We start from the raw sequence: 25,428 nt of genomic DNA on the forward strand, positions 1-25,428 counted from the left end.
AGTATAGGCACGGCATTGCGCCCGGTTCTGGGCAGTACGCCACAGTCATGGCCGGCCCTGGCCGGCCGGCTCGACTATTCCGGGTCGGTCTTCACCCGCGCCACCCGCTTTCGGTACTCATACACGTTGTCTCCGCGAATCCGCTTTTCCTGCGTCCCGCTGATGCTGTCCACGCGACGATCCGAGCCGGTCACCGGCTGCGCCTCGACAGCGGTTTCGTGTTCGAACGAATGCGATTTGTCGGTGTTGCGGTAGAACCGGTACAGCGCCCAGTACAGCGCGGTCGCGCCGGCCGGGCCTGCAGCCAACAACCAAAGACCACTGTCATCACTCATGTGCTGGCCACCAGGAAGGCAATTGCGAGGGCTTCGATGATCGTGCCGGCGGTCAGCGCCGCCAGCAGCATTTTCCACTGCTGCACGGGCACGCTGCCCATGGTTTCACCGGTCCGGCCGTTCACTGCGATGTAGTGCAGCATGCCGCCGTTCTTGCCGGGCTGGTGGTACGAATACAGCCACACCGGCAGGTACATGGCCACCCAGCGGGTGCCGTGCACCTCCAGCTGCTCCTGTTCCCAGCGCACGCCACGGTCGTAACGGCGCACCGTGCCTTCCACCTGCGCGCGGGCGATCGACAGCAGCTGGTCTTCCAGTCGCGGCCGCAGCTTTTCGACATCCAGGTTGCGCTTTTCCGAAGTGAAACCCGCCAGGTAGGAGGCGTTCCACTTCACTGCATTCTTGGTGTCGAACGGCAGAATCGTGTTGATGATGTTGTTGGTGTTGGCGCGCGTGTCGAGGTTGCCGCGCTCTGCCGACGATTCCAGCGGCAGGTCGTCCACGGTGAAATCGACCTGGCGTTCTACCTGGTAGATGTCCGCGTCGTAGTAGGTCTGCTTGTTCTTTTCGCTGCCACGGGTGTATTCGCGTGTCTTGATCTCGCCCTTGCCGGCCACCGCCGCACTGACATTGCCGTCGACGATCATGTAGGGCAGGTACACACCCACCACGTTTTCCGGGGTGAACTGTTCCTTGAACGCCTTGAGCGCGAACATCCGGCGCTTGTCGACGAACTGGCGGATGCGCGCGACCGCATCCTCCTTCTTGATGTGGAACGGCAGCACGGCGTCAGGCACGGCGCCATTGGCGATCTGTTCGTTCACGCCAAATACGTGACGGCACCAGTGGCAGCGCGCCGTCATCGTGCTTTCGGTGTTGACCGTGACTTCGGCGCCGCAACCGGTGCACTTGAAGGTCATCAGTGCCGAGGTGTCGGCATCGATATCGCGCGCGCCCGATGCGATGACGGTGCCACGCAGCTGGTCGATGGCTTCGCCCAGGCCGAATTCCTCCTCCACCCGTGCGCCATGCCATTCGTGACGGCAGTACAGGCAGACCAGGATATCGGTGCCCAGCTTGGGCCGGATATCGGTAGCGCCGCACTTCGGGCAGCGGTTGAGGCCGTCCTTCAGTTCGTCAGCGGATGTGTCGATGGCGACCGGGTCGGGCGCCCCGACCTCGTTGCGGATGGCCTCAGGCAGCGTCGAGGTATCGAGCGGGAAGCTGCCGGGCAGGGGAGGGACGTCCTGCGGCGAACCCGGCCCGTCCAGCACCGCCGCCGGCAGGGGCGGCGGTGCTGAAGCGGATCGGGGCAGCGGCGGAGGCGTGTTTCTGGGATCGGACATGGTGGTTGCGCGTCCTGCGTCTGCTTACAGTCCCAGCGCCTTGGCCTTCAGCGCGTCGTAGTCGGTCTGGGTGATCAGGCCCAGATCCAGCATTTCCTTGGCCTTCTTCAGCTTGGCCACCGGGTCGTCGGCAGCCGGCGCGGCCGGGGTTGCCGGCTGCTGCAGGTTGCCCGCGCCGAACATGCCCGATGCCATGCCAACGCCGACAAGGCCGGCGGCACCGCCGTTCTCGCCTGCGGACTGGATGCCCTGGGCAACGCTGGCCTGCAGGTTGGAATTGCCGCGCGAGCCGGACAAGGCATCGGCACGCTGCACGGTCTTCAGCAGTTCACGGGTGTTGGCGTCGTACTCGATCGAGACGATGGCGGTCTTGACGATGGCCAGGCCGCGATCGGACTTCCACTGGTAGCCCTGCTCGACGGCGGCCGACAGGCTCTGGGCAAAGCCCAGCGAATCCTGCTGCAGCTTGGTGATGCGGTTGCCCTTGCTTGGATCGTTGGTGTACAGGCTGAATGCCGGCGCCAGCGAACCCACCACTTCATTGAACAGCTGGCTGGCAGCGGCGTTGTCCAGATCGGTGAAGTCGAATACCTGGCCCGGCTGCAGGTAGCTGGCCGGAACGAAGTTCTTCACGAACAGGATCGGGTCGACGATCTTCAGCGTGTACGAGCCACGGGTGACCGCGCCGACCTGAGTGTTGAGGAAGCCATCGTCCCAGTAGATTTCCGACTGGGTGCCGAAGCGGTTGTCCGGCAGTTCCTTCAACGAAACGAAGAAGGCGGCCTGCTGCGAGCCCGGCTGGCCGCCGAACTTGAAGCGCTCCCAGCTCTGCTTGATGAAGGTGCTGACCAGGCCGTCGCCGGCGAAGATCGACTGTGAGTTCAGATCGTCCGAGCGCCACTCGTAGCCACCCGGCTCGGCGACGAAGGCGGTGATCGCGCCATCCTGGAACAGCAGCAGGCCGTAGCCCTCCGGCACGACGATCTTGGAGCCGTTGCTGATGATGTTGGAGGAGCCGCTGGTGTTCGAGCCGCGCCCGGCGTTGGTGCCCTGCGGCACCGCCGCGAACAGGGCTGCCGTGGACGGCAGGCCGGTCGGCACGGTGTAGAAGTCTTTCCATTGGTCAGCCAGCACGCCGCCGACTGCACCCTTCACCGCTTGTACCAGACCCATGACCCACTCCCTGTAGTTGCCGGACAGGCACCACGCCTGTCGTGCTCGGCTGACTATAGAGGAGGCAGGCTACGCGCGGCTAGCAGCCGGGCGAATCCCCATTCATCTCGCGTCTCAGGCCAGGGCACAGTTGATCAGGCCGTGACCGATCAGCGGCACCAGTTCCGTAGCCATCGCCGCAATGGCAGGCAAAATCGCCATCCCGCGGCGCGCGAACAGGTGTGCGGAAACGGGCTTCGGTGTAGTCCGGATCCAGCGATCCCCAGGCGGTGACAATCCGGCCTGAGCACGGCCCCGCAGCGACTCAAGCCGGCACAGTGCTGGCAGCCGGTGTTTCCGGAGCCGGTGCCGGTGATTCCTCCATCACACATTCCAGACCTGAAGCGTCCGTATCCAGCAGGCAGGTGGTGAACAGCAGGAAGCGATAGGCATCGGCGAAGTTCGATCCCAGCCCGAACGAAATCCTGACCGCACCGCAATCACCCTTCTCCAGGATCTTCTCGTCGAATGCCGTGCAGTCGAGAATCTTCCCGGTCTTGTCCAGTTCACAATGCTCGGCGCCCGCGGTCGCGTAGGTCGCCTGCTGGACGGCGCCCAGATTGCAGAAGCAGCCATTGCGCAGGGTGATGCCGAACCGGTCTGCGGCCCGCTTGATGCGGGCGTGCGGCAGGATGGAGCCATAGCAGTCGAAGAAGTTCAGCATCAGCGTCGCGCCCCGCTGCGCAGCGGGCGGGCCATATACCCGGCATAGCGGCAGCTCGTCACCGATGTGGTGGCGAAGCGATGACAGCTGCGCCTGCAGCCACTCGGTCAACGCACGCGAGCGCAACGCAACCGCTTCCACTCCGCCCAGCGCGGCCACGAATTCAAAGCCTCTGGCGATGGCCGGGAAGGCCGCGTAGTTCGGCGTGCCGACTTCGAATCGCTGGCCCGCATCGCGGTACAGCAGGCGATCGGTGGGTGACCACGGCCCGGAGTAGTAGCACACGCCACCACCGGCAAACGATGGCGGTTTCAGCAGGCCGAGTGCGGCCCGTCGGGCGAGCAGGCAACCCGCGCCGGTGGGGTAGCCGAATATCTTGTAGAACGACGCCACCACGAAATCGGGGGGATGACGGGAGCAGTCAAGCCGGCTTTGCGGCACCAGGGCCGCAGCGTCACACAGCACCATCGCGCCGTGCGCCTGTGCCCGCTCGATCCAGGCAAGATCGTGCCGGGCGCCGGTCGCATTGGATTGCGCAGGAAAGGCGAACAGATGTGGCGCGCCGGGCTGCAGCCGCTGCAAGGCGCGCCACATCAGCCCTTCATGCAGCAGCAGCTCGTCATCCAGCGGAATGTACTTCACCTGTGCGCCTTTCGCCGTGGCGTACTCGCGCAAGCCGTGTACCGAGGTGTGATTGTCCTTGGTCAGCAGTGCCTGCGACCCGGCCTGGAACGGAAATGACTCCGCCACCAACCGGATTGCGCTGCTGGCATTGGCGGTGAACAGTATCTCGTACTCTTCCTGTGTGGTTCCGAAGAAGGCGTAGATCTCCTCACGCGCCCTATGAAGTGCGTCCTGCGATGCTTTCGATCCGCTGTGCGGATTGCCGAGAATCGTCCGCTTGAGTGCCTGGTAATCCTGCTCAAGCAGGCTGTCGGGTGGCAATGTTCCGCCCACGTGATCCAGATAGGTCACCTGTTGCTCATCCAGTCGCGCATATTCCTGCTGGCGCATAGCCTCGACCTGATCATGGGGGTAACCAGGGTGGTCGGCGAGGAACTGTGCGCGAGCGCTTTCGAAGCCGTGCATCGCGGGCGCATCCTGCTGCAGCGGCAGGTGGAACGCCAGCAGTGGTGAGAAATCCGGCGCCCGGATGGCGGCCCGCGCAGGTGTATGTGCAGCATCCACACAGCCGCGCAGCAACCAGGCTTCCACGTGGTAACGCCGGTCTGGCACTGTTGCATGGACCGCGTCCAGCATCGTGTCCAGATAGCGCTCCCTGGTGGGGGTGTCGCACTGGTTGAACTCCTCCAGAAGGACGCAGGCGTTGAACAGGAATTCGCGCGTATCGGCGTCCCCCATGGCGAACGCAAGGGGCCGCAATTCAGCCATGTCGCCCTCGCGCGGGGAAAGTCCTTCGATCGCGAACGCGCGCGTGATCGGCGACGGGTCGGTCAGGCTCAGGGCGGCATCCATCAGCCGGGATGGCATGCCGAAGTGCTGCCGTGACTGCTCGCGGGTCAGCTCGAAAAGCTGGTTGTAGTGGAATGCCGTGGCGTAGACCCGTCCACCAGGGCGGAGCACCCGCCTGAACTCGCGGGCGACGCGCGCCTTGTCCGGCGGGAACATCAGGCCGAATCCGCATACGATGACATCGAAGCTGGCGTCCGCGAAGGGCAGCTCTGCCATGTCCACATCGGCAAGGAGCGGCACGTTGCGCTGCACCTCATCGCTCAGCACGCTGCGTGCCACGTCCACGGCGATTGCCGACAGATCGGTGGCGACCAACCGTAGGCCGAGGGGCCTGGTCAGGTGCTGGTAAAGGTTGGCGGTGATGACCCCGGTACCGCAGGCGACCTCCAGGACGTCGGACGCCTTGAAACCTGCCCGGATGTCGCCAGCGATCTCCTCGGCCAGCAGCTTTCCGTAGGGTCCGAAAATGCGCTGGCTCAGGACGCGCTCATAGAACTCCATGAAGGTGCTGAGAGACCATTTTCGATCGGATACCACCTTGCACTGGTGCGGCGAGACATCCTGCATGGCACGCTCCATGTGGCCGGAGGCCGGTCAATCTTCGGCGCCTTTTATTGCATGGGAGTAAATGTCATTAAGTGATATTAATCACATAAAGGAGGATTGATAATCCGTGAAGGGACGGGTAGCCATCCATTCCCCCATTCATGAGGCAACAGCGCCATTTGGCCCTTGCATCATTCTGTCCTGGACCCTCGCCTAGCGGATGCTCAGCGCACCGATTGCGGCACCCGGCGCAGCTTTCCGGTGTCGTACCCCATTGCCTTGATGCGGGCGACCGCCTGCTGATACTCCGCTTCGCTCACCTGCGGCGTACGCGCCATGTACCACACGTAGTCGCGCTTGCTGCGGGCCACGATGGTCTGCGTGTAGCCCTCATCCAGCCAGGCAATGAGGTACTCGGCCTGGATGGGCCAGATGAACTGCATGCCCCAGACCGCACCATTGCCATGTTTCTCCACCCGACCTACCGGGTGCATCGACTTCTGTGGCGACTGGAAGCTGCCCTTGCGATAGGTGAAGGTGGTCTTGATGCGCCCATCAGCCTGCAGCGCATAGCTTTCCACGGCATCGAAGGCCTCGCGTTCGGGCCGCGAAGGAATATGGGCAATGACATACCAGTCGCCCATGAAGCGGGGCACGTCCACCTTCGGTGGCAGCGGGATGGGGCGGGTGTCGTGGCTGCTGCAGCCTGCGCCGAACAGGGCCACGGCCAGCAGCGTGAAAAGTGGGGCGATGCGCATGGTGGCGGTCTCCTTCAGCGCGGGCGGAACAGATAGTGGGCGACCAGCCATTGCTGACCATCGTCGTAGCCGAACAGCTCGGCGCAGGCCATCCAGAACATGCGCCAGCGCTGCCACCAGATGCGTGCGGCGGCTTCGTCGCCATAGGTCTGCGCCAGGATCGGCAGCAGCTGCTCGCGGGCGGCATCCTGATTGGCCAGCCAATGGTTGGCGGTGCGCTGGTAGTGGGTGCCATCCAGCAGCCAGCGCTGGTCCAGTACCAGCTCGCGCTGGAAGTGCAGCAGCGTGTCCGCAGCCGGCATCAGGCCGCCGGTGAAGAAGTGCCGGCCCATCCAGTTGTCGTCGCCCTCGGTCTCGAACGGATACATCAGGGTGCGATGGGCGAAGATGTGCACGAACAGCGCGCCGTCCGGCTTCAACCAGCGGGCGATGCGACCCAGCAGGCGGTCGTAATTGCGCACATGCTCGAACATCTCCACCGATACGCAGCGGTCGAATGCCGCTGCAGGCAGCTCCAGCTGGTTGACGTCGCGGGTCAGCACCTCGACGTTGCCGAACCCACGCGCCTCGCACTGCGCCAGGATATGGTCGCGCTGGCTATGCGAGTTGGACACGGCGGTGATGCGCGCGTTCGGGTGGCGCTCGGCCATCCACAAGGTCAGCGAGCCCCAGCCGCAGCCCAGCTCCAGGATGTGCTGGCCGTCGGCCAGCCCGGCGCGCTGCCCGTACAGTTCCAGCATCGCGTCCTCGGCCTGGTCCAGCGTCTCGCTGCCGGTACGGTAGTAGCAGCTGCTGTACTTCAGGCGATGCCCCAGGCAGCCCTGGAAGAAGGCGGCAGGAACCTCGTAGTGCTGGCGGTTGGCTGCATCCACGTGCAGGGCGAGCGGGCTGCTGGCCAGTTCGGCAATGCGGCGGCTGAAGCGCTGCGACTGCTCCTCCATGCTGCCGGCCGACTCTTCGGCCAGGCGTTGTGCGCACAGGCGACGGATGCCCGCGCGCAGCGCCGCATCAGGCAGCCAGCCACGCTCGGCCCAGCCGGTGAGTCCGCCCTCGGTATCGGCAACCGGAGCAAGGGACGGGGTGCTGTTCATCGGAATCACTCCTTGGGGCTGCGCGGAAACCACGGGAAGAACATCGGGGTGCTGCGCTGGTAGTCGCGATAGTCATCACCGCGACTGCGCAGCGCCTGTTTCTCGGTGAAGGGAACGCCACTGAGGTAGCGCAGGAACACGTACATCAGCACCGGCCCGGTCCAGGCCAGCCACCACATCGGCGACCCCGCTGCCAGCACTACATAGGTGAACCAGTGCAGCCACTCGAAGAAGTAGTTGGGGTGGCGCGTATACCGCCACAGCCCTTCGCGGCAGGTGCGGCCCTTGTTGGCCGGGTCGGCACGGAAACGAGCCAGCTGGCGGTCGGCGAGTGCTTCGCCACCTACACTGAGCAGCCACACCACGAGCGCCGCTGCGATCCAGGCAGGCATGTCGCTGCGCGGGTTGTTGGCCACGGCCACGAACGGCAGCGCAAACAGCACCACCAGCGCGGCCTGTGCCATGAAGAAGCCGAAGATCTTTCCCTGGTGGCCGTGCCAGTGCTCACGCAGATAGCGGTAGCGACCGTCCTCTGCTTCGCTGCGCACACGCCGCCACAGATGCAGGGCAAGCCGGCTTCCCCACAGCCCACCCAGCAGCGCCAGCGCGATGCGGGGCTGCAGCGCGCCATCGCCCAGCCATGCAAGCAACAGCGCGCCTGCGGCCACACCCTTTGCCCACAGCACATCGACGATGCCGATGTTCTGGTGCCTGCGCTGCCACGCCCAGCCCCAGGCCATGATCAGCACGGCATACAGCAGTACCCACCACAAGCTGCTCATCAGGTTGCTCCAATCAATGGGGTGGCGTGGTTGCCGGGCGGTCTGCGGCGTGCCACCGCGCACAGCAGCGACAGCGCGATGCACCAGCCCAGCGCCAGTGTTGCTACGCCCTGCCAGGCCGGGGGGGTGAAATGCACCGCCTGGAATCCGCGCGCCGCAGATAGATACGCCAGCGGCGCCAGCAGGCCGAGGGCCACCGGCAGCAGCCAGTGTCGCTGCAGGAACGCCATCGATGCAGTCAGCGTCATCGCAAAGGCAGCCCACAGGGCGAGAATCCACGGTGGCGGCACCCAACCCAGCGGCGCAGCGGCGTAGTGCACGCCACCACTGGCGGCCGCGCTGCCATCCACCAGGAATGCGCAGGCCAGCGCGAGCAGCAACAAGCGCAGATCCAGGCGGGGCTGCGCTGAGGTGAGCAGCTGGCTGCCGATGTACACAGTGGCTGACAGCATTGCCGGCCATTGCCAGCCACGGTCGGCGCCGGCAACGGCGCACAGCCACACCATCTGGTTGCCGATCACGTTGACCCAGGTGCGGCGCATGTCAGCCGGTCCGCTCGCCATGGGAATCCGCTTCGGGGCGGTAGCCAGGGCGTGCCAGCAGCAGATGGGAAACGCCGATGGAGCGCTCCAGGAAGCCACCTTCGCAGTAGGCCAGGTAGAACTCCCACAGCCTGCAGAAACGCTCATCGAAGCCCTGCGCGTGTACTGCAGGCAACTGCGCGAGGAAGCGCTGCCGCCAGGCGCGCAGGGTCAATGCATAGGAGTGGCCGAAGTCCTGCTGGGCGATCAGCTGCAGATCACTGGCCCGGGTCTTGGCGGCCAGGATGGCGTTGATCGAGGGAATGAAGCTGCCTGGAAATACGAAGCGCTTGATGTAGTCCACGCTGCGCCGCGCCTGTTCGTAGCGCTGGTCCTCGATGGTGATAGCCTGCAGCAGCGCCACCCCATCAGGCTTGAGCAGCCGCTGCAGGGTGGCCATGTAGGTGTCCAGATACTCGGCACCGATGGCCTCGATCATCTCGATGGAAACCAGTTTGTCGAACTGTCCCTGCAGATCGCGGTAGTCCTGCATCAGCAACGTCACCCGATCCTGCAGGCCCACATCGGCCACCCGCCGTGCGGCCAAGGCATGCTGTTCGGCGGAGATGGTGGTGGTAGTGACATGGCAGCCGTAGTGCTGCGCGGCATGCACGGCAAAGCCACCCCAGCCGGTGCCGATCTCGACCACGCGATCACCCGGCTGCAGTCGCAGCTGCTGGCAGATGCGGTCCAGCTTGCGTCGCGACGCGCTTTCCAGTGAGTCACCGGCATCGGTGAACAGCGCGGAGGAGTACATCAGGTCCGGCGACAGGAACAGGGCGAAGAAATCATTGCCCAGGTCATAATGGGCGGCGATGTTGCGACGGCTGCCTTCGCGGCTGTTGCGCCGCAGCCGGTTCCAGCCGCGCAGCAGCCAGCCGCCGATGCGCGCCGGCCCGCGTTCCATGCCATCCAGCAGGTCGCGGTTGCGGACCAGCAGCTGCACCAGCGCCACCAGGTCGTCGCAGCGCCAATCACCGTTGATGTAGCTCTCGCCGGCGCCAACGCTGCCGTTCGCCGCCACCTTGCGGTAGAACGCCGGGTCATCGATGGTCACGGTGACCTGCAGGTCGCTTCCTGCGTTACCCAACTGCACTTCTCCAAACGCATCGCGCACGCACAGACGCCCGTTGTGCAGCGGCGCAAGCTGGGCCAGCAGGCGTCGGCGCAGGAACGAGTCCAGGGTGCCGGGCTGGGGCAGGGTGGCCGAGGGGGTCATTTCGTTCATCGCGGTTTCTCGGCGAGGGAAGGATGGTCGTGCACAGGGTTGCGCTTGAGCCAGAGGCGCAGTGCCTGCCAATGGATGGCGGCGACCACCTGCGCGCTCATCAAGGGGTAGCCGGCCAGCACCCGGGCAAGTCCGCGGGCATCAATGGGCCGCCGCTGCATGCTCTGGGTGGCATCGAACTGGCGTTGGCCGTCGCGCCAGACCTGCATGTGCACACGCAGGTCGTCAGCGGGCGCGGTAAAGCGCCAGTCGTAGGCGCAATCCATCGGCATGAAGGGGGAAACGTGGAAGGCCTTGTCGAACTGCCAGCGCAGGGCGCGACCCTGCTGCACCGCGGTTGCGACCGGCAGCACGTAGGCGTGCCGTTCCTTCCACGGGGTATTGGTGATCTCGGCGACGATGCAGTCCAGGGTTTCCCCGTCAGCCTGATAGCAGTAGTAGAAGCTGACCGGATTGAACACGTGGCCGCCGAAACGCAGGTGGCTCAGCAGGCGAACCGGGCCGTCGGGGCGCCGCCCGAGCACCGCGGCGGCATGATCCCGCACGGCGTCGGCCAGGGAGAGGGCGGGATCACCGAAGTAGTCGCTGCGGCGGAACTCTGCCAGGTTGCGGCGCCCGACCGACCACAGCCAGCGCCCGGCGAATACCTGGTCCAGCTCGTCGAGGTCCAGCAGCAGCTGCGCGATCGGGTAGCGGAACGCGTGCGCATGCGGGTGGTAGCGACGATGCTCGACGTGGCCGAAGTAGATGGCGCTGGCGCTCACGCGGGCACCTCCGCTTGCTGCGCGCTGTGGCAGCGGAATGAGCGTGCCTGCAGCGCGTCGACCACGCGGCGGGCACTGCGGATGCCGTCCTCGTGGAAACCCCAGCCCCAGTACGCACCCGCGAACCATGTGTGGCGATGTCCCTGCACCTCGGCCCAACGCTGCTGTGCCTGTACTGCGCCGTGGTCATGTACCGGATGTGCGTAGTGCAGGCGCCGCAGTACCTTGGCCGGATCGATGGCCTCGCTGCGGTTGAGGGTCACCACCAACGGAGTGTCGCCGGGCAGCCCCTGCAGCAGGTTCATGCAGTAGCTGACCGTGCAGGGCGCAGCGGGGTCGCGCGGCACATGCGCGTTCCAGGCCGCCCAGGCCTTGCGGTTGGCGGGCAGCAGCGAGGCATCGGTGTGCAGCACCGCCTCATTGGGCTGGTAGCGGATCGCACCGAGCACCGCCTGCTCAACCGGGTCGGCGTCGGCCAGCAGCGCCAGGGCCTGGTCGCTGTGGCAGGCCAGAATAACCTCATCGAAGCCTTCGATACCGTTCGCCGTGTGCACACGCGCACCCCAGGGCATGCGCTCGACCGCGTGCACCGGGCATTCCAGCCGCTCGTGTACCCGCCAGCGTGCACGCAGGGCATCCACATAGCGGGCCGAACCGCCCTTGACCACGCGCCAGGACGCGCGCCCGGTCATCTGCAACATCTGGTGGTTGGCCATGAACTGCGCCAGGTAGCGCGCCGGGAAGTCCAGCACCTGCGCCGTCGGTGACGACCACAGCGCAGAGGCCATCGGCAGCAGATGCTCCTGCACGAACGCCTCGCCATAGCGCTGGCTGTGCAGGTATTGGCCCAGCGTAGGCCCCTTCTCCTCGCCGAGCAGCAGGGGTGCGTCACGATAGAAACGCCGCAGGTCGGCCAGCATCCCCCAGAAGCGCGGTGAGAGCAGATTGCGGCGCTGGCAGAAAAGTCCATCCAGCGACGTGGCGTTGTATTCCACGCCGCTGCGCTCGCTGTGCATCGAGAAACTCATCGTGGTGGGCTGTGAGGCCACGCCAAGTTCATCGAACAGTGCCGACAGCAGCGGGTAGTGGTGCGGATTGAAGACGATGAACCCGGTATCGACCTCCATCCTGCGTCCGTCCACCGTCACCTCATGGGTGTGGGTATGGCCGCCCAGGTAGTCGTTGGCCTCGAACAGGGTGACGTCATGCTCGCCGTCCAGCCACCACGCGCTGGCCAGACCGGCGATGCCGGAACCGATGATCGCGATGCGCATGTCAGTGCCTCGCCTTGGCCAATACCCAGGCCGGGATCGGCTTGAGGCCCTTCACCAGGCCCAGCGCGGCCATCACCCGCAGGCCATACCAGCTGATGTCGATCTCCCACCAGCGGAAGCCCTGGCGCGCGGTGCCGGGGAAGAAGTGATGGTTGTTGTGCCAGCCCTCGCCGAAGGTCAGCAGGGCCAGCCACAGGTTGTTGCGGCTGTCATCGCGGGTCTCGAAGCGGCGCCGGCCGAAGCGGTGCGCCAACGAATTGATGGTGACCGTGGCATGGAACAGCACGACGGTGGAGATGAAGAAGCCCCAGACCAGCAGCTGTGGGCCGGAGGTATGCAAGGCCGGGGCCACGCGCTCCAGTACCGCACCGAGGCCGTACAAGGCAGCGGCCAGCAACACCGGAACCACGGTGTCGAACCGGTCCAGCCAGCGCAGCTCAGGGTATTTGGCCAGATCGGGAATGCGCTGCAGATCGGTGGCAAAGGCGCCGCGGGTGAGGAACCATCCCATGTGGCTGCGCCAGAATCCGCCCTGGCGAGGGGAGTGCGGGTCCTGCGGTTGATCCGCGTGGCGGTGGTGATGGCGGTGGTGGGCTGCCCACCAGAGGGGGCCACGCTGCACGCTGGCGGCACCGATGACCGCGAACACGAACTGCACGGTGCGCGATGCCTCGAAGGTACGGTGAGAGAAGTAGCGGTGATAGAACGCGGTGATGGCGAACATCCTGATCGCGTACAGGAACACCGCGACCGCGACGGCCGTCCAGGACACGCCTACCCAGATCACCCCGAGGCAGGCCACATGCAGCAGCGCGAAGGGCAGGGCGCGCAGCCAGTCGATGCGGTCACCCTGGCCACGGTCGGCCGCCGCTTCGCTTCCGGCATCGGTATCGAACCAGCGCTGGAAGGTACGCAACAGGCGCGAACGTCTGCGGAGTGGAGGCGCTGCGGATGCCATGGACGGAAGCCCGAGGGAGTCGATTGCCTACCTCTACGTGTAGTAGTGCAGGTTGGATGCAGTGGATCGCATCCGTCTGTGTTTTCACTTGGTTGTCACAACGCAGCTCGATACCAGCGGTCGCTGCAGTTCATCGCGCCAGCGTTGCTCCGGTCGTTCCGTTGCGGGTGCCGAGAAGCGCACGGTCACCTGCGGATAATCGCCACGCGCATCGCGCAGATTGCTGGTGCCGCGGAACTCCAGCAGACGGCGATCGGCATCGGCGTAGACCAGCGAAAGACGCGGCGCCACCGCCCCGAACCAGGTATCAAGGCGGACCTCCACCGCATGGGCGGCAAGCCCTTGCCAGCGCACCAGGCCGCGGTACTGCACCTGCACGGGATAGAAGCGCTGCCGCCCGGGGACCAGAAAGGGCAGGCTGACCGGCGTACCACCCAACAGCGTCTGCCAGTGGGCCCGTACGGCGGCATCGAAGCCGACGTCGATCACGGCATCCGCCGGTAGAGGCAGCTGCTTCGTTCGTGATGGCGAAGACCTGTCTTCCTTCCAGTCGACCTGCACCCCGTCGCGGCCGACCACCACGCGGGCCGCCTGGCCGCTGCGGGCGTCCTGCAGCACATAGCCCCGCGCCTGCAGCCGCGCGGCGGCGGGCATCTGTTTGCGGGCGAAGGGCTGCCCTGCAGGGCAGAGGTACTCCACCCAGCGCTCGCTGCCATCGCCGGCGCCGCGCTGCCAATGCACTTCGCGGTAGGCGGCGGTTCCATCGGGTAGGGTGGCAACGCCCTCCGAACGCAATAGCGGCGCCGCACCGGCGGCGCAGGGGGCAACCATCAACAACCAGGCAACACGCATCGGGGCGATCCATGGGAGGCTTGCCCGGCTGTACGGGCGGTGGCACCGGCTGGATGCACGCTGGCGCCCATCCGGGGTGCATCCAACCGGTGCTGCTGTGCGTAGAGACAAGGACTCCTCTTCACTCAACGGCTGCCCCCGCCGATGTACCGTCCTCCCGCCAGCCCCTCTCTTTCCTTTGACACCGCGCGGATCGTGTCCAGTTCACAGCAGCCCAGCAACGAGCCGACGAACTGGAATGGCGAGATGGACGGCGTCGCCCGGCTGCGCGACCGTGACTGTTTCATGCGCATCTACGACCATTTCATGCCGCGCCTGTGCATCTACCTGCGCGGCCTTGGCGCACCTGCGGCGGTGGCCGAAGAACTGGCCCAGGAGTGCCTGCTGCGCCTGTGGCTGCGCGCGTCCGAATTCGATCCTGCGCAGGGCGCGCTGAGCACCTGGCTGTACCGCATCGGCCGCAACCTGCACATCGACCGCGTGCGCCGTGAGCGCAGCTGGATGCAGGTGCAGGAGGCGGTGGAGGATGCTGCCGCTGGAGATGTCAGCGAACGCAGCAGCGCCGAACAGTTTGCCGATCATGCCCGTCTGCGCCAGCGTATCAACGAGTTGCCGGCCACACAGGCGCGCCTGGTGCGGATGTCCTATTTCGAGGCCAAGAGCCACAGCGAGATCGCACAGGCGCTGGGCATGCCGCTGGGTACGGTCAAGTCGCACCTGCGACGAGCGTTCCTGCAGTTGCAGTCGAAGGTCGGGGGTGCATCATGAATCCGCACCATCACCTGCATGAGTCGACGTTGATGAGCTACGCCGCCGGCGCCCTGCCGACGCCCTTGAGCATCGTCGCCGGCACGCATCTGGAACAGTGCCCGCACTGCCGCCAGCGCCTGCGCGAAGCGGAGGCCATCGGTGCCGCACTGCTGGAGCAGACCCAGCCGCCGGCAGCTGAGGCGCGGCGGGCAGGGCTGCGCGACGCAATGCTTGCGCAGCTCGGTGAGGACCACGCCGGCATCGTATCGAGCCCGCTGCGGTCGATGCCGCCGGAACGGCCCGAGGCCGATCCGGACCATCTGCCGAAGTCGCTGCATCCTTACTTTGGCGATTCGCTGGGTCGGCTGCACTGGCGCTGGATGGCCCCCGGTGTGCATTGCATCCGCGCCGAGCAGATGCCTTCGCTGATCATGTTGAAGATCGCGCCGGGCAAATGCCTGCCGATGCATAGCCACGGCCGCAGCGAACTGACCCAGATCCTGCGAGGCTCCTACAATGATGCGCTGGGGCTGTTCGCGCCCGGCGATGTTGCAGACCTGGACGAGGACGTCGAGCACCAGCCGGTAACGGCGCCTGGTGTACCGTGTATCTGCGTTTCCGCGCTGGACGCGCCGCTGGTGTTCAGCGGTTGGCTGGCCCGAAAAATCCAGCGCTTCGTCAAACTCTAGTCTTCTTCAAGGTCAACGCATGCACGAAACACGCCCGCTGCGGATTCTGCTGACCGGTGCAACCGGACTGGTCGGGCAGGGCGTTGCCCGTGCCTGCCTCGCTTCGCCGCAGGTTGCGCGGACCGCAGCCTTGGTCCGCAGCAAGGCCGGGCTGGACGCTCGAATCGAGCAGATCGTGCTCGCGGATTTCCAGCAGGCCCGCAACGTGAGCCCGCAGTTGGCCGGATTCGATGCCTGTTTCTACTGCGCCGGCGCGCCACCGGTCGGCACCGCTGAGGATGAGTATCGGAAGGTGACGCTCGATGCCACTCTGGCTGTGGCTGCAGCGTGGGCGGAAGCGAATCCGGACGGCCGGTTCCTGTATGTCTCTGGCGCCCACGCCAATCCACACAGCCGGATCATGCCGCTGCGCATCAAGGGCGAGACCGAGGCCGCGCTGGCGCAGCTCGCGGTGCGCACCGTCATGCTGCGTCCAGCCGGGGTACGCCCGGTGGCGGGAACCGGCACCCGTCATGCGGCATTGAAGCCGCTGTACCGCTTCGGCGGCCCCTTGATGGCGGCGGCGGGCCGCGTCCTGCCTTCGCTGGTGACCAGCAACGAGGCCATTGGCCGCGCGATGATCGTGCTGGCGACGATGCCGGACCCGCCAGCAGTGCTGGAATGTGCGCAGATCAATCGACTGGGTTCTGCTTCCGCAGGCTGAGGACCGTGGTGCACATCTGCTGCACATCGCGGCAACTACAGTCGAGGCTCCTCCTTCTGTGACGCATCGACGTGAACCTGCAGCCATCGTCCTCTCCGCTTCGCCCCTCGCGTCCAGTGCCTGACAACGGCCGTTTCGACCTGCTGGATGTCAACGCGCTGCAGGATCCCGGCAGCGGCCGCATCGTCCATCTCTACTCGCTGGTGGCGCGCTGCCTGTCCTGCGAACTGGTGTTCAAGGCGCAGGAAGGCGATGGACTGGTCAGCACCTCTGCCGCACGCGTACTGCGTTGTCCGACCGGCTGCGGCGAGCAGGCTTTCAGGGGCAGCGTGCTGCGCCAGTGGCGGCAGGCGCCACACGCTCTGTAAGCATTGCCCGGCTAAAGCACGCCCGGATTGGTCTGCCACACGGCGAAGTTGAGCGCGCTGGCGAACGCCACCCATGCCAGGTAAGGCAGCAGCAGCCACGCCGCTGCCGGACGCACGCGATGGAAGGCGACCACCGTGGCCACGATCAGCACCAGCAACAGCAGAATGTCCGCAAACGCCAGCGCTCCCTGCTTCCAGCCGAAGAACAACCAGCTCCACAACACGTTGAGGGCCAGCTGCAGCAGGTAGAGCACCAGCGCAGGCGTGGCCGCGCGCCATCCGCCCTGGCGCCAGACCAGCCACGCGGCCAGCGCCATCAGCGCGTACAGCACCGTCCACACCGGACCGAACACGCTGGCAGGCGGCGCCCATGCAGGCAACGTGAGGCCTGCGTAGAAGTCCGCCGCAGAAATAGAGGCGCGAGCACCCAGCGCGGCAGCCAGAAAAGTAACCACGGCCCAGCCCAGAAGACCAACAACCTGCCTGCGGACATTCATGGTGTATCTCCTCCTGCACTGCCACCGGTTGTGACAGCGCGTTGTACGCAGTTGCGTCGCGACTGGATGCAGGCGCCCGGTCAGTCGGCTGTGCCACCGGTGCCAGACTGCGCAGGGGCTGGCAACAACGCAGGCCGACCGTCGAACCACTCCCGCGCGCCGGCCAGATGCCATTGCCGGCGCTGGCCATCCAGTTCGATGCCGGCGCCCAGCAGGCCCCAGCGCAGGTAGAGGTCGCCGCGCTTGCGCTGGTCCAGCAGATCCAGCCGCGCACGCAGCGAAAGACGCTCGTTTTCCGCTTGCAGCCCATCCAGCACCAGATGCCCGGCCCGCCAGCGCAGTCGGGTATGCGCGTCCACCTGGCCGGAATCGAGCAGGGACAATGCCCAGCGCGGGTAATCGCTGCGCTCGGCGAACAGCGCCAGCAACGGGCCGGCGTCGCGCATGGCAAGGTCCGCACGTGCGTCCACCTGGAAGGGGGACTGCGCATCGATGTCGCCGCGGGCGATGGTGACACGGCCCCACCACGGTTGTGGTCGCTGCTGGTCACCGACCTGTACGTTGCGCAGTTCGATCACGCTTCCGCCCAGATCGAACCGGCGCTGGCTGAAATCGCCACGCTTCAGCCTGCCATCCACCCGGGCGTCGCCCTGCAGGTCCAGCCCCGCCACCTGCAGGCGTGCGCGTTGACTGCGCAGGCGGACACTGCCGTTGCCGACCCGGCCTTGGGTATCAAGCTGAGCATCGCCGCTCACCTGGCCGGCGCCCCCCAGCAGCCGTACCTGGCCGCTTCCCAGGTAGCGGTTGTAGGCGGTGAGGTCTGGAATGGTCGCGTCATCGAAGCGCAGCTGCGCACGCACACCCTTGCGCAGCTCGCGCAGGCGCCCGTCACCGGTCAGTGTCAGCGCCAGGTCGCGCCCATCGAACAGCGTGGCACCTTTGGCGTTGCCCGCACGGGCATTGAACGTGGGAAGCTTCACTGCCAGCACGGCGCGCGTCGGCGTCCCGGCCTGCAGTTGCCCATGCGCGCTGGCCGTTCCCTGCATGTGCACGCCGGCGACCTCGGCCACCGCCCGCGCCGCGGGAATATCGACGCTGCTGCCGGCGGCCAGTTCGCCGTTCTGCAGGCGCAGGTCCGCCCGCAGCACGCCACCGCCCTGCAGCTGGAACCAGGGCTTCTGCACGAACAGTGCGGGAATCCAGTTGAGCGAGGTAAAGGTCCATTCGCCCTTGACCGTGCCAGAGGTGCGCCCCAGCATCTCGCTGGGATCGTCAAATGGAATCTGTCGCCCGGCAATTATCAGATCCGCATCCAGTGCAGCACCGGTGCCATCGCGCTGCGGCAACCGCGCCTGCAGACGGATATCGCGAGTGGCGTCCAGCTGTATCGCCAGCGTTCCTCGATCCGGTGCGCCGGCCCCCACCTGCAATGGAACCCGCCAGACGGCATGGCTGCCCGGCTGTAGTGCGCCCTGGTCCAGGGTGATCGAGGCCTGCAGCTGCCCCGGCACGGCGGCGCTGGCAACGGAGGGCCGTTGCGTGTCCGTATCCAGCCGCAACCCCTGGCTGCGCGCCTGTACCTCCAACACTGCATGCAGCAGGCCCAGCTTTGCCAGCCCGGGTGCCTGGTCGCGGTAATGCCGTGGGTAGGAGAACTGCGTCTTCAGCTGCATGTCGCCGAGCAGCTGGGTGCCGTCAAGGCTGACATCGGCATCAGCGAACGCCACCTCCGAGTCCAGCAGCTCCGATGGCCCGCCACGCAGCTGCTTGACGAAGCCGACCGTGCCGCTGCCTTCGCCGACGATCAACAATTTGCCGGCGCGGAAGCTGCGGATGCTCTCACTGTGAATGGCATCGAATCGCAACGTCCAGCCGCGATCGCCGCGCGGAGGTGAGGGGATCGCCTCATCCACCCGCGCGATCTCGGCGGCTACACCGGTTGCGTGCAGCGACGGCACGCGCACCTCGCGCTCGAACAGTGGCAACAACGCCAGACGTGCACTGGCCCGGTCTGCGCGCAGCACATACACCGTGTGATTGACGTGGCCGCGCATCTGCACGTTCCAGGCGATCACATGGCCCGGCAGCAGCGTGATCGCGGGCCCGGTTGTCATCACGAACTTGTGCGGCTTGCGATTGGTGACCTGATCGAACAGCGGCGTGTTGAGAAAGACATTGCCCGCGAGCAGGTACAGCAGATACAGGCCCAGCAGATAAGGCAGGATCTTGCGGGCATGGTGGAGCCATCGCTGCGGGCGGGCGAGGGAGCGGGGCATGGACCCTCGGCAGGGAATGGGATGGCCATCACTATCGTGGATGCTGCTGCGGCGCGATGTGAACGTGCCGCGCGCCCTGCGCCCTATAATCAGCGCGTCTCTGTTCAAGGAGGTCACGGCATGAATGCCCAGACCAGCAAGGAAGGCGCAACCCCGGATGCGCCGCGCGATGCCGCCACGGCGTCGTTCGATCCGACTTACACCTCGGCCAACAGCGAGGTCCGCGCTGCCGCCGGCGGTTACTCGGTCACGTTGAACGAGGGTGACGGTGCGTTGAAAGTGGGTGCCGAGCAGAAGCGTGCAGCGTCCAGTCTTGCATCGCAGTTCCAGGGCACGTCGCTGAACATGGCCGGCAGCCCGACGCCCGATGGCGGCAGGGATTACCTGCTGACGATGGAGTCGGTGGTCGGTGCAAGCGTGAAGGGTGCCGGTTTCCAGGACACCAGCAGCACGGGTGTACGCGGGCGCTACAGGGTCACCCTGCCCAGTGACGCCCTGGACGTCGATCCCACACGCATCAACCCGTTTGATCCGCAGACCATTCCCAAGGGCGGCAGCATCACCCTGGATGGTCAACAGTTCACCGGCACCGCGCTGGAAAGCAGTTTCCGCAACATCGCCATGCAGAGCCAGACGACCGAGGCGAGCGGTGCCAGCTACCGCGTGGATCGCCTGGATGATGGCCGGGTGCGCGTTACCACCGGGCCGAACGAGGCGGTCGAGGCCTTCAATGGCATCGGCTTCAACGCAGGCAGGTTCAGCGCGATTGCTGGTCGCCAGGACGCGCTCGGTCACTCCGCCGTCCGCACCGCCACCTTCAACCTCGATCACGCCGAGGGCCGCCAGGCCTATGAACAGTTCATCGACAACGGCACGATGAACAGCCAGACCGCGGGCGTGCAGGATCTGGCCACGGTCGAGCGCCTGGGGATGAGTTCGCAGACGCGGCTGAAGGTCGGCTACGGCGACACGTTTGGTGTCGACCTGGCCGGTGCACGCAACAGCGGTGATGTGGTGCAGGTCAGTCGCGAAGACGGCAGCCGCACCGAGCTGCGCAGCGTGCAGTACAACGGCAACCTGCCTGCATCCCGGATCAGCACTTACGGCGCCGATGGCCAGGAGGATACGGCGCAGCGCCGCTACGAATTCACCTTCGACCTGCGCGGGAATGCGCAGGGCGAACAGATTGCCGGCATGGTCAACGCGGCGCTGTCCGGCGACCCTGCCGGTGATCGCGGGCCGATGAAGGCCGGTGAGCTGAACACACTGAGTTTCAGCGAGGCCCAGATGCGCACGCTGATGGAGCGCACCCAGTCGATGGTCAAGGACAACCCGATGCTGGGGCCATCGTGGCAGGTGCTTGCAGAGGACGGCAGCGGCAAGCCGCAGCAGGACGTGGACGCCTTCGCCCTGGGGCTGGCGCGCAACCAGGGGCAATCCACCTACGGCATGGCCGAGCGCATGTTCCACATCGCCGCGGCTGGCGGCAAGGATCTTCAGAAGATCGACGCTGGCGTTCAGGGCGAGCACCTGCAGTCACTTGCGCCGCCGTCACCGCTGCTGCCCCGGCAGGACCCCCGGCACACTTCCAGCCCGGACCATGGCATGTGGCTGCAGAGCCAAGGCGCGGTCAGCAGCCTCGACCAGGCGATGGGGCGACAGCCGGATGAAATGAGCGAACGCCTTGGCATGGCACTGCTGGTAGCGGCCAAGGACAAGGGCATGCAGCGGATCGACGAGGCCGTGCTCAGTGACGACGGCAGGTATGCATTTGCGGTGCAGGGCCAGCCGCACGCCGCGGATCGACAGATCGCCCGCACCGAGACCGCGCAGGCGGTGGCGACGCCGGTCAGCGAGCATGTGCGTGAACTGCAGGAGCAGACGCAGTCGGCAGCGGCCCAGCAGCCAAGCCCGCAGCAGGAGCGGGAACAGGAGCAGTCTGCGCGTGAGCAGTCGGCCCGAGTCATGGCGCACTGAGTTGAGCGTTGGCGCAGGGGTGAACATCCCTGCGCCAATCCGCAGCGGAATCTGCCTCGGGTACACGCCGCTGCGCGGACGTCGACCAGGGGATTGACCCCGCAGGCGGTACGGCTCAGGCTAGGCCGCACCTATGGCCGCCCACTCCCCTCAGAGTCCGGAATTGCTGCGCCGCCTGCTGCGCGCAAAAGATCACATGGATCGGGCCAGCCATGAGGACTGGCCGGTGGCACGGCTGGCACAGGTCAGTGCGGTCTCCACGGCCCATTTCGCGCGTTCCTTCAAGGAGGCGTTCGGAGTGCCGCCGCACCGCTATCTGCTCAGTCGACGCATCGAGCGCGCCGTCGCTCTGTTGCGCGATACCGACCTGCCGATCACCGAGATCGCGCTGCAGACCGGCTGGGCCAGCCTGGGCACCTTCGGCCGGATCTTCCGCGACATCACCGGCGACAGCCCCGGCGCCATCCGCGACCGCCAGCGTGCAATCTCCCCGGCGCAGGGCCCCGTTCCCGAGTGCCACGCCCGTGCCGCGCAGCGTCCGGACCTGAAGATCGCAGTTTTGGAGAAGCGCCGTCGCAGCGGCCTTGTTAGCGTAGATCCCACCTGAGGGAGGATCCTATGACTGGCATGGTGAATGTGGTCGGCCTGTATGTGCATGACCAGGATGCAGCGCTCGATTTCTACGTCAACAAACTCGGCTTCCAGGTGCACACCGACGTGGGCAGCGGCGACTATCGCTGGCTGACGGTGCATTCGGGCGACGAGGGCGGTTTCCAGCTCGGGCTGTTCAAGCCGGGGCCGCCGGTGCACGACGCAGCCACTGCGCTGACCCTGCAGCAGATGGTGGCCAAGGGCGCGATGCCGCCGCTGGTGTTGGCGGTGGATGATTGCCGGGCCAGCTACAAACAACTGCAGGCCCGTGGCGTGGAATTCACCCAGGAGCCGGTGGAGCGCTACGGTGCGGTGGATGCCGGATTCCGTGATCCGTCCGGCAATGGCTGGAAGATGATCGAGCGCCCCGCGAGGAAGCCACAATGAGGGCCGGTGGCTGGGCGCGTCCCGTGCACCGCTGGACCTCGATCGTTTTCACCCTGGCGGTGATCGCCAACTTCGTGGCGCGCGGGATCGGGCAGGGCGAGCCCCCGGCGTGGATCACGTACTCGCCGCTGCCGCCGTTGTTCCTGCAGTTGTTCACCGGGCTGTATCTGTTTGCGCTGCACTACCGGCGCGGAGCTCTCGGTTCGCGCGCCGAGGCGGCACCTTGAGGCTGCCCAGCAGAGGGTCACCCAGGCTGAGCCGGCGGGCGTGATGGGCCCGGCGGAGCGCACTCCGTCGGGCCGTTGGGTGCTCAGCTCAGATCGCAACCGCTGGGCAGCGGCCAGCTGGCGCTGGGCAGCATGTTCTTCAGCGACGCCGGTGCGTTGATCGCCACGTAGCTGGCGCCCAGCAACTCTTCCAGATCCGCGATGGTGACCAGATAGCTGTCCAGGCTGCCCAGTCCCGTTTCATTGGGAATGATCCAGCTGATGGCCTTGGCGGTGCCGGTGTTCGGATCCTTGGTGATGATCGTCTTCCAGAAGAATTCCGGGGTCGGAATGCCATGGCTGGACAGGAAATAGTCATTGGACGCATCGCCATAGACCACGCCGCCATAGACGTCGACCGGGGCAATGTCCCGATAGCACTCGGCCACGTTCTCGGCCTTCACCCAGATGCCCTGGTTGAAGCTGGAAACCTGCGGCACGATGTTGGTCATGTAGTTGGCGCGGCGGATGTAGGTGGTGTCGTAGTCCATGTGGTTGGACGTCACCAGGTGGCCGCGGTCATAGCCGGACTGCACGCTGGCATAGGAGGCGGTGCTGGTCTGGCCGAGGCAGCCGGCCGGCAGGTCCGGGTCCTTGTAGAAGCTGGACGGGCGGGCGGCCGAGCCGGTGTCGGCCACCAGTGTGTATTCGTATCGGGTCGCGCTGTGGATGCTGCAGTCATAGGTCAATACGTACCCGCCCTTGTTGAGGGTCACGACCTGAGCATGTGCAGCCCCGGCAAAGGTACTGAAAACAAGGGCAAAGAAGAACGTGGCAAGGCGCATTGCGGATCTCCATGGGTATGGGCAAGGCGCAGCCGTCCACCACGGCAGGCCAGGCCTTTCCGTGTGAAGGACGATGCGGTGACAGGTATTGGGGACGCGACCCGGCCGTGGCCGGTACTGCCTGGGATCTCGACCGCGGAAGGGCACTAGGAATAGTGCTGCGGTGTCGTTAGCGTCATTTGTTGACGCCAGCAGGTCAACGACCAAAGTGCGAAGGTGTGACTGCGCGCAAGCACTGGGCTCCTGTCAGATCAGGGCACCCATGCATGAAAAGAAGAGCTGCTAGTGGCGTGGCCGTTGCCTGGGCGAGACCTGCCTGCAGAGCGCTCGCCGATGATTAACGTGACGCATCACGAGTGAGCGGCTCGATGCCCCGTAGCGGCCGCGCAGCGCTGGCGCTATGCTCGCCCGAAAAAGGGCATACGCAGATGAAATGGACTTCCATCGCGGCCGCAGCACTCTGCGCGCTACCCATGAGCGGTTGCACCTCCTACTTGGCCAGACCCGATATCCCGCTCGCCACAGACGAGGGCATGGTGGTGATGTCGATGAACTGCCAAAGCAACATCAACTACGTCACCCTCTTTCCCAGCGGCGCGGATTCCGGCGGCGCATTTGCCGAGAGGCGCAGTGACTTCGATGTGGGCTGCAAGGCGGGACTGGTGTCCTTGCGGATGAAGGCAGGGCGGCACTACATCGGCCACCTTATCGAACATGGCTACGGCTTCATGGGTCTGGTGAAGGAAGGTGAGGCGCTCGTTTTCGATGTTCAGCCCGGCGTGATCACCTACGTCGGCGAGATCATCGTGTTCGGGCTGTACAGCCACACCGGCAACAGCGATCGCTGGGTGTCGGTACGCAACCGCGAAGCCGAATCCCGACGCCTTCTCGAAGAGAAGCAGGGATGGCTGCTCGCGCGGTATCCCTTCCGACGCCAGCTGGCCGTTCCCGCGCAGGGCGCACCGTCCAGCGACGCGCTCGAAGAAGAGTTGAGAGCCTGCGGCGAAAAGTGCAACGCGTACCTCGCACCACCATTGCAGATGCGGTAGTCCCCGCGTGACACCCAGCATTTCAACGGAACCTGGAAAATGAAGCGAATCATTGCGGCGGCAGTGCTGCTGATGCTGTCTACAACGGCCTGCGCGGGTATCGAGAACATGAAGGAATCGAAGAAGCTCAAGCCGGACGAAGGGATTCTGGCCACTTCGGTCACCTGCGCAGATCAGATCAACTTCGTGCAGCTCTACCTGTCTGGAAATACGTCGACCGGCTTCTGGGGGCCGTACAGGTTCGATGCCGTAGCCACCTGCGCAAAGGGCCTGAAGACCCGCCCCATCAAGGCTGGCCGCTACTACATCGGCTGGGTTGGCATCGGGCAGCAGGGCATCGCCATTGCCGAGCCCCAGGCAGTCAGCTTCACGATCGAGGCGGGCAAGCTCAACTACATCGGTGATATCTACGTTGGCGACGTTTCACCCTTCCGCGTGGACACCGAGACACTGTTGCGGATAACGGGCAATCTGGTCAGCGTCATTGATCGGGAGGCACAGGCGAGAGCCGCCCTGGCTGCCGATCACGCCTGGTTGCTCGCACGCCATGAATTTGTCAGCGCTCCCGCAGTGCCCCCGCCGGCAGAAGAAAAGGGCGGGCAGCATCTGGTCACGCCTTGATGTCAATGGCTCACGCGGGAAAGCTGGCAGAGGCCGATCTGCACGCAACGGCCATCCATTCTTGACGCCGCCTTGGCGCCGGGCGTGGATACTGCCGCCGTCGCATGCTGAGGAGGACTCAAAATGGGTAGCGCCGAGACCATCAGGACGCCACGCATCCTGCGCGTGGAGGTGATGCCGCTGGACTGCGGGGAAACTGCGGTGGTGGTGGAGTTGGCATCGGCTCCGGGCAGAGCCTGGGAAAAGACGTTGAAGCGTGTCCTTGCTGAAGCAGAGGGGCTTGAATCGGCCCAGTCGCGCTGCGATGGCCGCTTCGTCTACATCATCGGTATCGAACCCGGTGGTCGTGGCACGCTTCATCGCGTGAACCAGGTTCTCGCCGCCACCCACGAGCGCGTTGCGCCGTCGAGCAGACATTGCATGCCCTTGCGGCAGCAGCCCGCAGGCATCGTGGCCAGTACCACCAGCACCTGAGCAGCCCGCAACGCCTGACAACGCTGGCGTGATGGATGTCAGGGGATGGAGTGGACGTAGTGGATTACGAA

27 protein-coding genes are annotated in these 25,428 nt (G+C 65.6%); 11 read left to right on the forward strand and 16 right to left on the reverse strand.

The window, feature by feature from the left end:
* Positions 1 to 74: 74 nt before the first annotated feature.
* The 13 genes from H3005_RS09195 to H3005_RS09255 form a co-directional block, all read right to left on the reverse strand.
* Positions 75 to 335, reverse strand: coding sequence for a hypothetical protein (locus tag H3005_RS09195; protein ID WP_191078008.1), 261 nt, complete (start codon positions 333 to 335; stop codon positions 75 to 77).
* Positions 332 to 1,681, reverse strand: a complete 1,350-nt coding sequence (locus tag H3005_RS09200; RefSeq protein WP_100552596.1) for a hypothetical protein — start codon at positions 1,679 to 1,681, stop codon at positions 332 to 334. The genes H3005_RS09195 and H3005_RS09200 overlap by 4 nt, the downstream gene beginning before the upstream one ends.
* Before the next feature lie 24 nt (positions 1,682 to 1,705).
* On the reverse strand, positions 1,706 to 2,854 hold the full coding sequence (locus H3005_RS09205) for an SPFH domain-containing protein (RefSeq protein ID WP_089235748.1): 1,149 nt from the start codon (positions 2,852 to 2,854) through the stop codon (positions 1,706 to 1,708).
* A gap of 304 nt (positions 2,855 to 3,158) precedes the next feature.
* Positions 3,159 to 5,597, reverse strand: coding sequence for an aminotransferase class V-fold PLP-dependent enzyme (locus H3005_RS09210; RefSeq protein ID WP_191078009.1), 2,439 nt, complete (start codon positions 5,595 to 5,597; stop codon positions 3,159 to 3,161).
* Between the two features lie 203 nt (positions 5,598 to 5,800).
* A complete protein-coding gene (locus tag H3005_RS09215) occupies positions 5,801 to 6,334 on the reverse strand; it encodes a lipocalin family protein (protein WP_108265214.1) in 534 nt (177 codons plus the stop codon).
* 14 nt (positions 6,335 to 6,348) lie between these two features.
* Positions 6,349 to 7,425: a class I SAM-dependent methyltransferase gene (locus H3005_RS09220; protein WP_100552593.1), complete on the reverse strand. Its 1,077-nt coding sequence runs from the start codon at positions 7,423 to 7,425 to the stop codon at positions 6,349 to 6,351.
* 5 nt (positions 7,426 to 7,430) lie between these two features.
* A complete protein-coding gene (locus H3005_RS09225; RefSeq protein ID WP_191078010.1) occupies positions 7,431 to 8,207 on the reverse strand; it encodes a DUF1295 domain-containing protein in 777 nt (258 codons plus the stop codon).
* Positions 8,207 to 8,749, reverse strand: coding sequence for a DUF2878 domain-containing protein (locus tag H3005_RS09230; RefSeq protein ID WP_191078011.1), 543 nt, complete (start codon positions 8,747 to 8,749; stop codon positions 8,207 to 8,209). The genes H3005_RS09225 and H3005_RS09230 overlap by 1 nt, the downstream gene beginning before the upstream one ends.
* 1 nt (position 8,750) lies before the next feature.
* Positions 8,751 to 10,016 (reverse strand): cyclopropane-fatty-acyl-phospholipid synthase family protein, encoded by a 1,266-nt coding sequence (locus tag H3005_RS09235; RefSeq protein ID WP_100552591.1) that lies wholly within the window; start codon positions 10,014 to 10,016, stop codon positions 8,751 to 8,753.
* Entirely contained in the window at positions 10,013 to 10,780 is a 768-nt protein-coding gene (locus H3005_RS09240; protein WP_100552590.1) for a DUF1365 domain-containing protein, read from the reverse strand. Before H3005_RS09240 ends, H3005_RS09235 begins: the two co-directional genes overlap by 4 nt.
* A complete protein-coding gene (locus H3005_RS09245) occupies positions 10,777 to 12,054 on the reverse strand; it encodes an FAD-dependent oxidoreductase (RefSeq protein WP_100552589.1) in 1,278 nt (425 codons plus the stop codon). Before H3005_RS09245 ends, H3005_RS09240 begins: the two co-directional genes overlap by 4 nt.
* 1 nt (position 12,055) lies before the next feature.
* Positions 12,056 to 13,012, reverse strand: coding sequence for an acyl-CoA desaturase (locus H3005_RS09250; protein ID WP_191078012.1), 957 nt, complete (start codon positions 13,010 to 13,012; stop codon positions 12,056 to 12,058).
* Positions 13,013 to 13,096: 84 nt separating this feature from the next.
* Complete coding sequence (locus H3005_RS09255) at positions 13,097 to 13,864, reverse strand: hypothetical protein (protein WP_100552587.1); 768 nt, start codon at positions 13,862 to 13,864, stop codon at positions 13,097 to 13,099.
* A gap of 144 nt (positions 13,865 to 14,008) precedes the next feature.
* On the opposite strand from H3005_RS09255, the gene H3005_RS09260 reads away from it, so the two are divergent.
* The 4 genes from H3005_RS09260 to H3005_RS09275 all read left to right on the forward strand — a co-directional run bounded on the left by H3005_RS09260 (position 14,009) and on the right by H3005_RS09275 (position 16,374).
* A complete protein-coding gene (locus H3005_RS09260; protein WP_100552586.1) occupies positions 14,009 to 14,632 on the forward strand; it encodes a sigma-70 family RNA polymerase sigma factor in 624 nt (207 codons plus the stop codon).
* Positions 14,629 to 15,303, forward strand: coding sequence for a ChrR family anti-sigma-E factor (locus H3005_RS09265; protein ID WP_100552585.1), 675 nt, complete (start codon positions 14,629 to 14,631; stop codon positions 15,301 to 15,303). Before H3005_RS09260 ends, H3005_RS09265 begins: the two co-directional genes overlap by 4 nt.
* A gap of 19 nt (positions 15,304 to 15,322) precedes the next feature.
* Positions 15,323 to 16,006 carry an NAD(P)H-binding protein gene (locus H3005_RS09270; protein WP_100552584.1) on the forward strand — a complete coding sequence of 228 codons (684 nt, stop codon included), beginning with the start codon at positions 15,323 to 15,325 and terminating at the stop codon, positions 16,004 to 16,006.
* Between the two features lie 71 nt (positions 16,007 to 16,077).
* Positions 16,078 to 16,374 (forward strand): hypothetical protein, encoded by a 297-nt coding sequence (locus tag H3005_RS09275; RefSeq protein WP_100552583.1) that lies wholly within the window; start codon positions 16,078 to 16,080, stop codon positions 16,372 to 16,374.
* 11 nt (positions 16,375 to 16,385) lie between these two features.
* On the opposite strand, the gene H3005_RS09280 is transcribed toward H3005_RS09275, so the two are convergent.
* Both H3005_RS09280 and H3005_RS09285 read right to left on the reverse strand, forming a co-directional pair.
* Entirely contained in the window at positions 16,386 to 16,871 is a 486-nt protein-coding gene (locus H3005_RS09280; RefSeq protein ID WP_100552582.1) for a TspO/MBR family protein, read from the reverse strand.
* Between the two features lie 80 nt (positions 16,872 to 16,951).
* Positions 16,952 to 19,147, reverse strand: a complete 2,196-nt coding sequence (locus tag H3005_RS09285) for a hypothetical protein (RefSeq protein WP_223880154.1) — start codon at positions 19,145 to 19,147, stop codon at positions 16,952 to 16,954.
* A gap of 120 nt (positions 19,148 to 19,267) precedes the next feature.
* Between H3005_RS09285 and H3005_RS09290 the strand changes: the two genes are divergently transcribed.
* The 4 genes from H3005_RS09290 to H3005_RS09305 all read left to right on the forward strand — a co-directional run bounded on the left by H3005_RS09290 (position 19,268) and on the right by H3005_RS09305 (position 22,389).
* Positions 19,268 to 21,124, forward strand: coding sequence for an XVIPCD domain-containing protein (locus H3005_RS09290; protein WP_100552581.1), 1,857 nt, complete (start codon positions 19,268 to 19,270; stop codon positions 21,122 to 21,124).
* A gap of 133 nt (positions 21,125 to 21,257) precedes the next feature.
* The gene (locus H3005_RS09295; protein WP_100552580.1) at positions 21,258 to 21,731 is read left to right on the forward strand and encodes an AraC family transcriptional regulator; all 474 of its coding nucleotides are present in this window, start codon (positions 21,258 to 21,260) and stop codon (positions 21,729 to 21,731) included.
* Positions 21,732 to 21,742: 11 nt separating this feature from the next.
* The gene (locus H3005_RS09300; RefSeq protein ID WP_100552579.1) at positions 21,743 to 22,162 is read left to right on the forward strand and encodes a VOC family protein; all 420 of its coding nucleotides are present in this window, start codon (positions 21,743 to 21,745) and stop codon (positions 22,160 to 22,162) included.
* Positions 22,159 to 22,389, forward strand: coding sequence for a hypothetical protein (locus tag H3005_RS09305; RefSeq protein ID WP_100552578.1), 231 nt, complete (start codon positions 22,159 to 22,161; stop codon positions 22,387 to 22,389). The genes H3005_RS09300 and H3005_RS09305 overlap by 4 nt, the downstream gene beginning before the upstream one ends.
* Before the next feature lie 83 nt (positions 22,390 to 22,472).
* Here the strand turns inward: H3005_RS09305 and H3005_RS09310 are convergent, their stop codons facing one another.
* Complete coding sequence (locus H3005_RS09310) at positions 22,473 to 23,213, reverse strand: DNA/RNA non-specific endonuclease (RefSeq protein WP_100552577.1); 741 nt, start codon at positions 23,211 to 23,213, stop codon at positions 22,473 to 22,475.
* Positions 23,214 to 23,641: 428 nt separating this feature from the next.
* Between H3005_RS09310 and H3005_RS09315 the strand changes: the two genes are divergently transcribed.
* From H3005_RS09315 to H3005_RS09325, 3 genes are all read left to right on the forward strand, one after another.
* Positions 23,642 to 24,262: a hypothetical protein gene (locus H3005_RS09315; RefSeq protein ID WP_133120072.1), complete on the forward strand. Its 621-nt coding sequence runs from the start codon at positions 23,642 to 23,644 to the stop codon at positions 24,260 to 24,262.
* 39 nt (positions 24,263 to 24,301) lie between these two features.
* The gene (locus H3005_RS09320; protein ID WP_100552575.1) at positions 24,302 to 24,883 is read left to right on the forward strand and encodes a hypothetical protein; all 582 of its coding nucleotides are present in this window, start codon (positions 24,302 to 24,304) and stop codon (positions 24,881 to 24,883) included.
* Between the two features lie 123 nt (positions 24,884 to 25,006).
* The gene (locus H3005_RS09325; protein ID WP_100552574.1) at positions 25,007 to 25,357 is read left to right on the forward strand and encodes a hypothetical protein; all 351 of its coding nucleotides are present in this window, start codon (positions 25,007 to 25,009) and stop codon (positions 25,355 to 25,357) included.
* The last annotated feature ends 71 nt before the right edge of the window (positions 25,358 to 25,428 follow it).

Source organism: Stenotrophomonas sp. Br8, assembly GCF_014763005.1.
Lineage (GTDB): Bacteria > Pseudomonadota > Gammaproteobacteria > Xanthomonadales > Xanthomonadaceae > Stenotrophomonas > Stenotrophomonas lactitubi.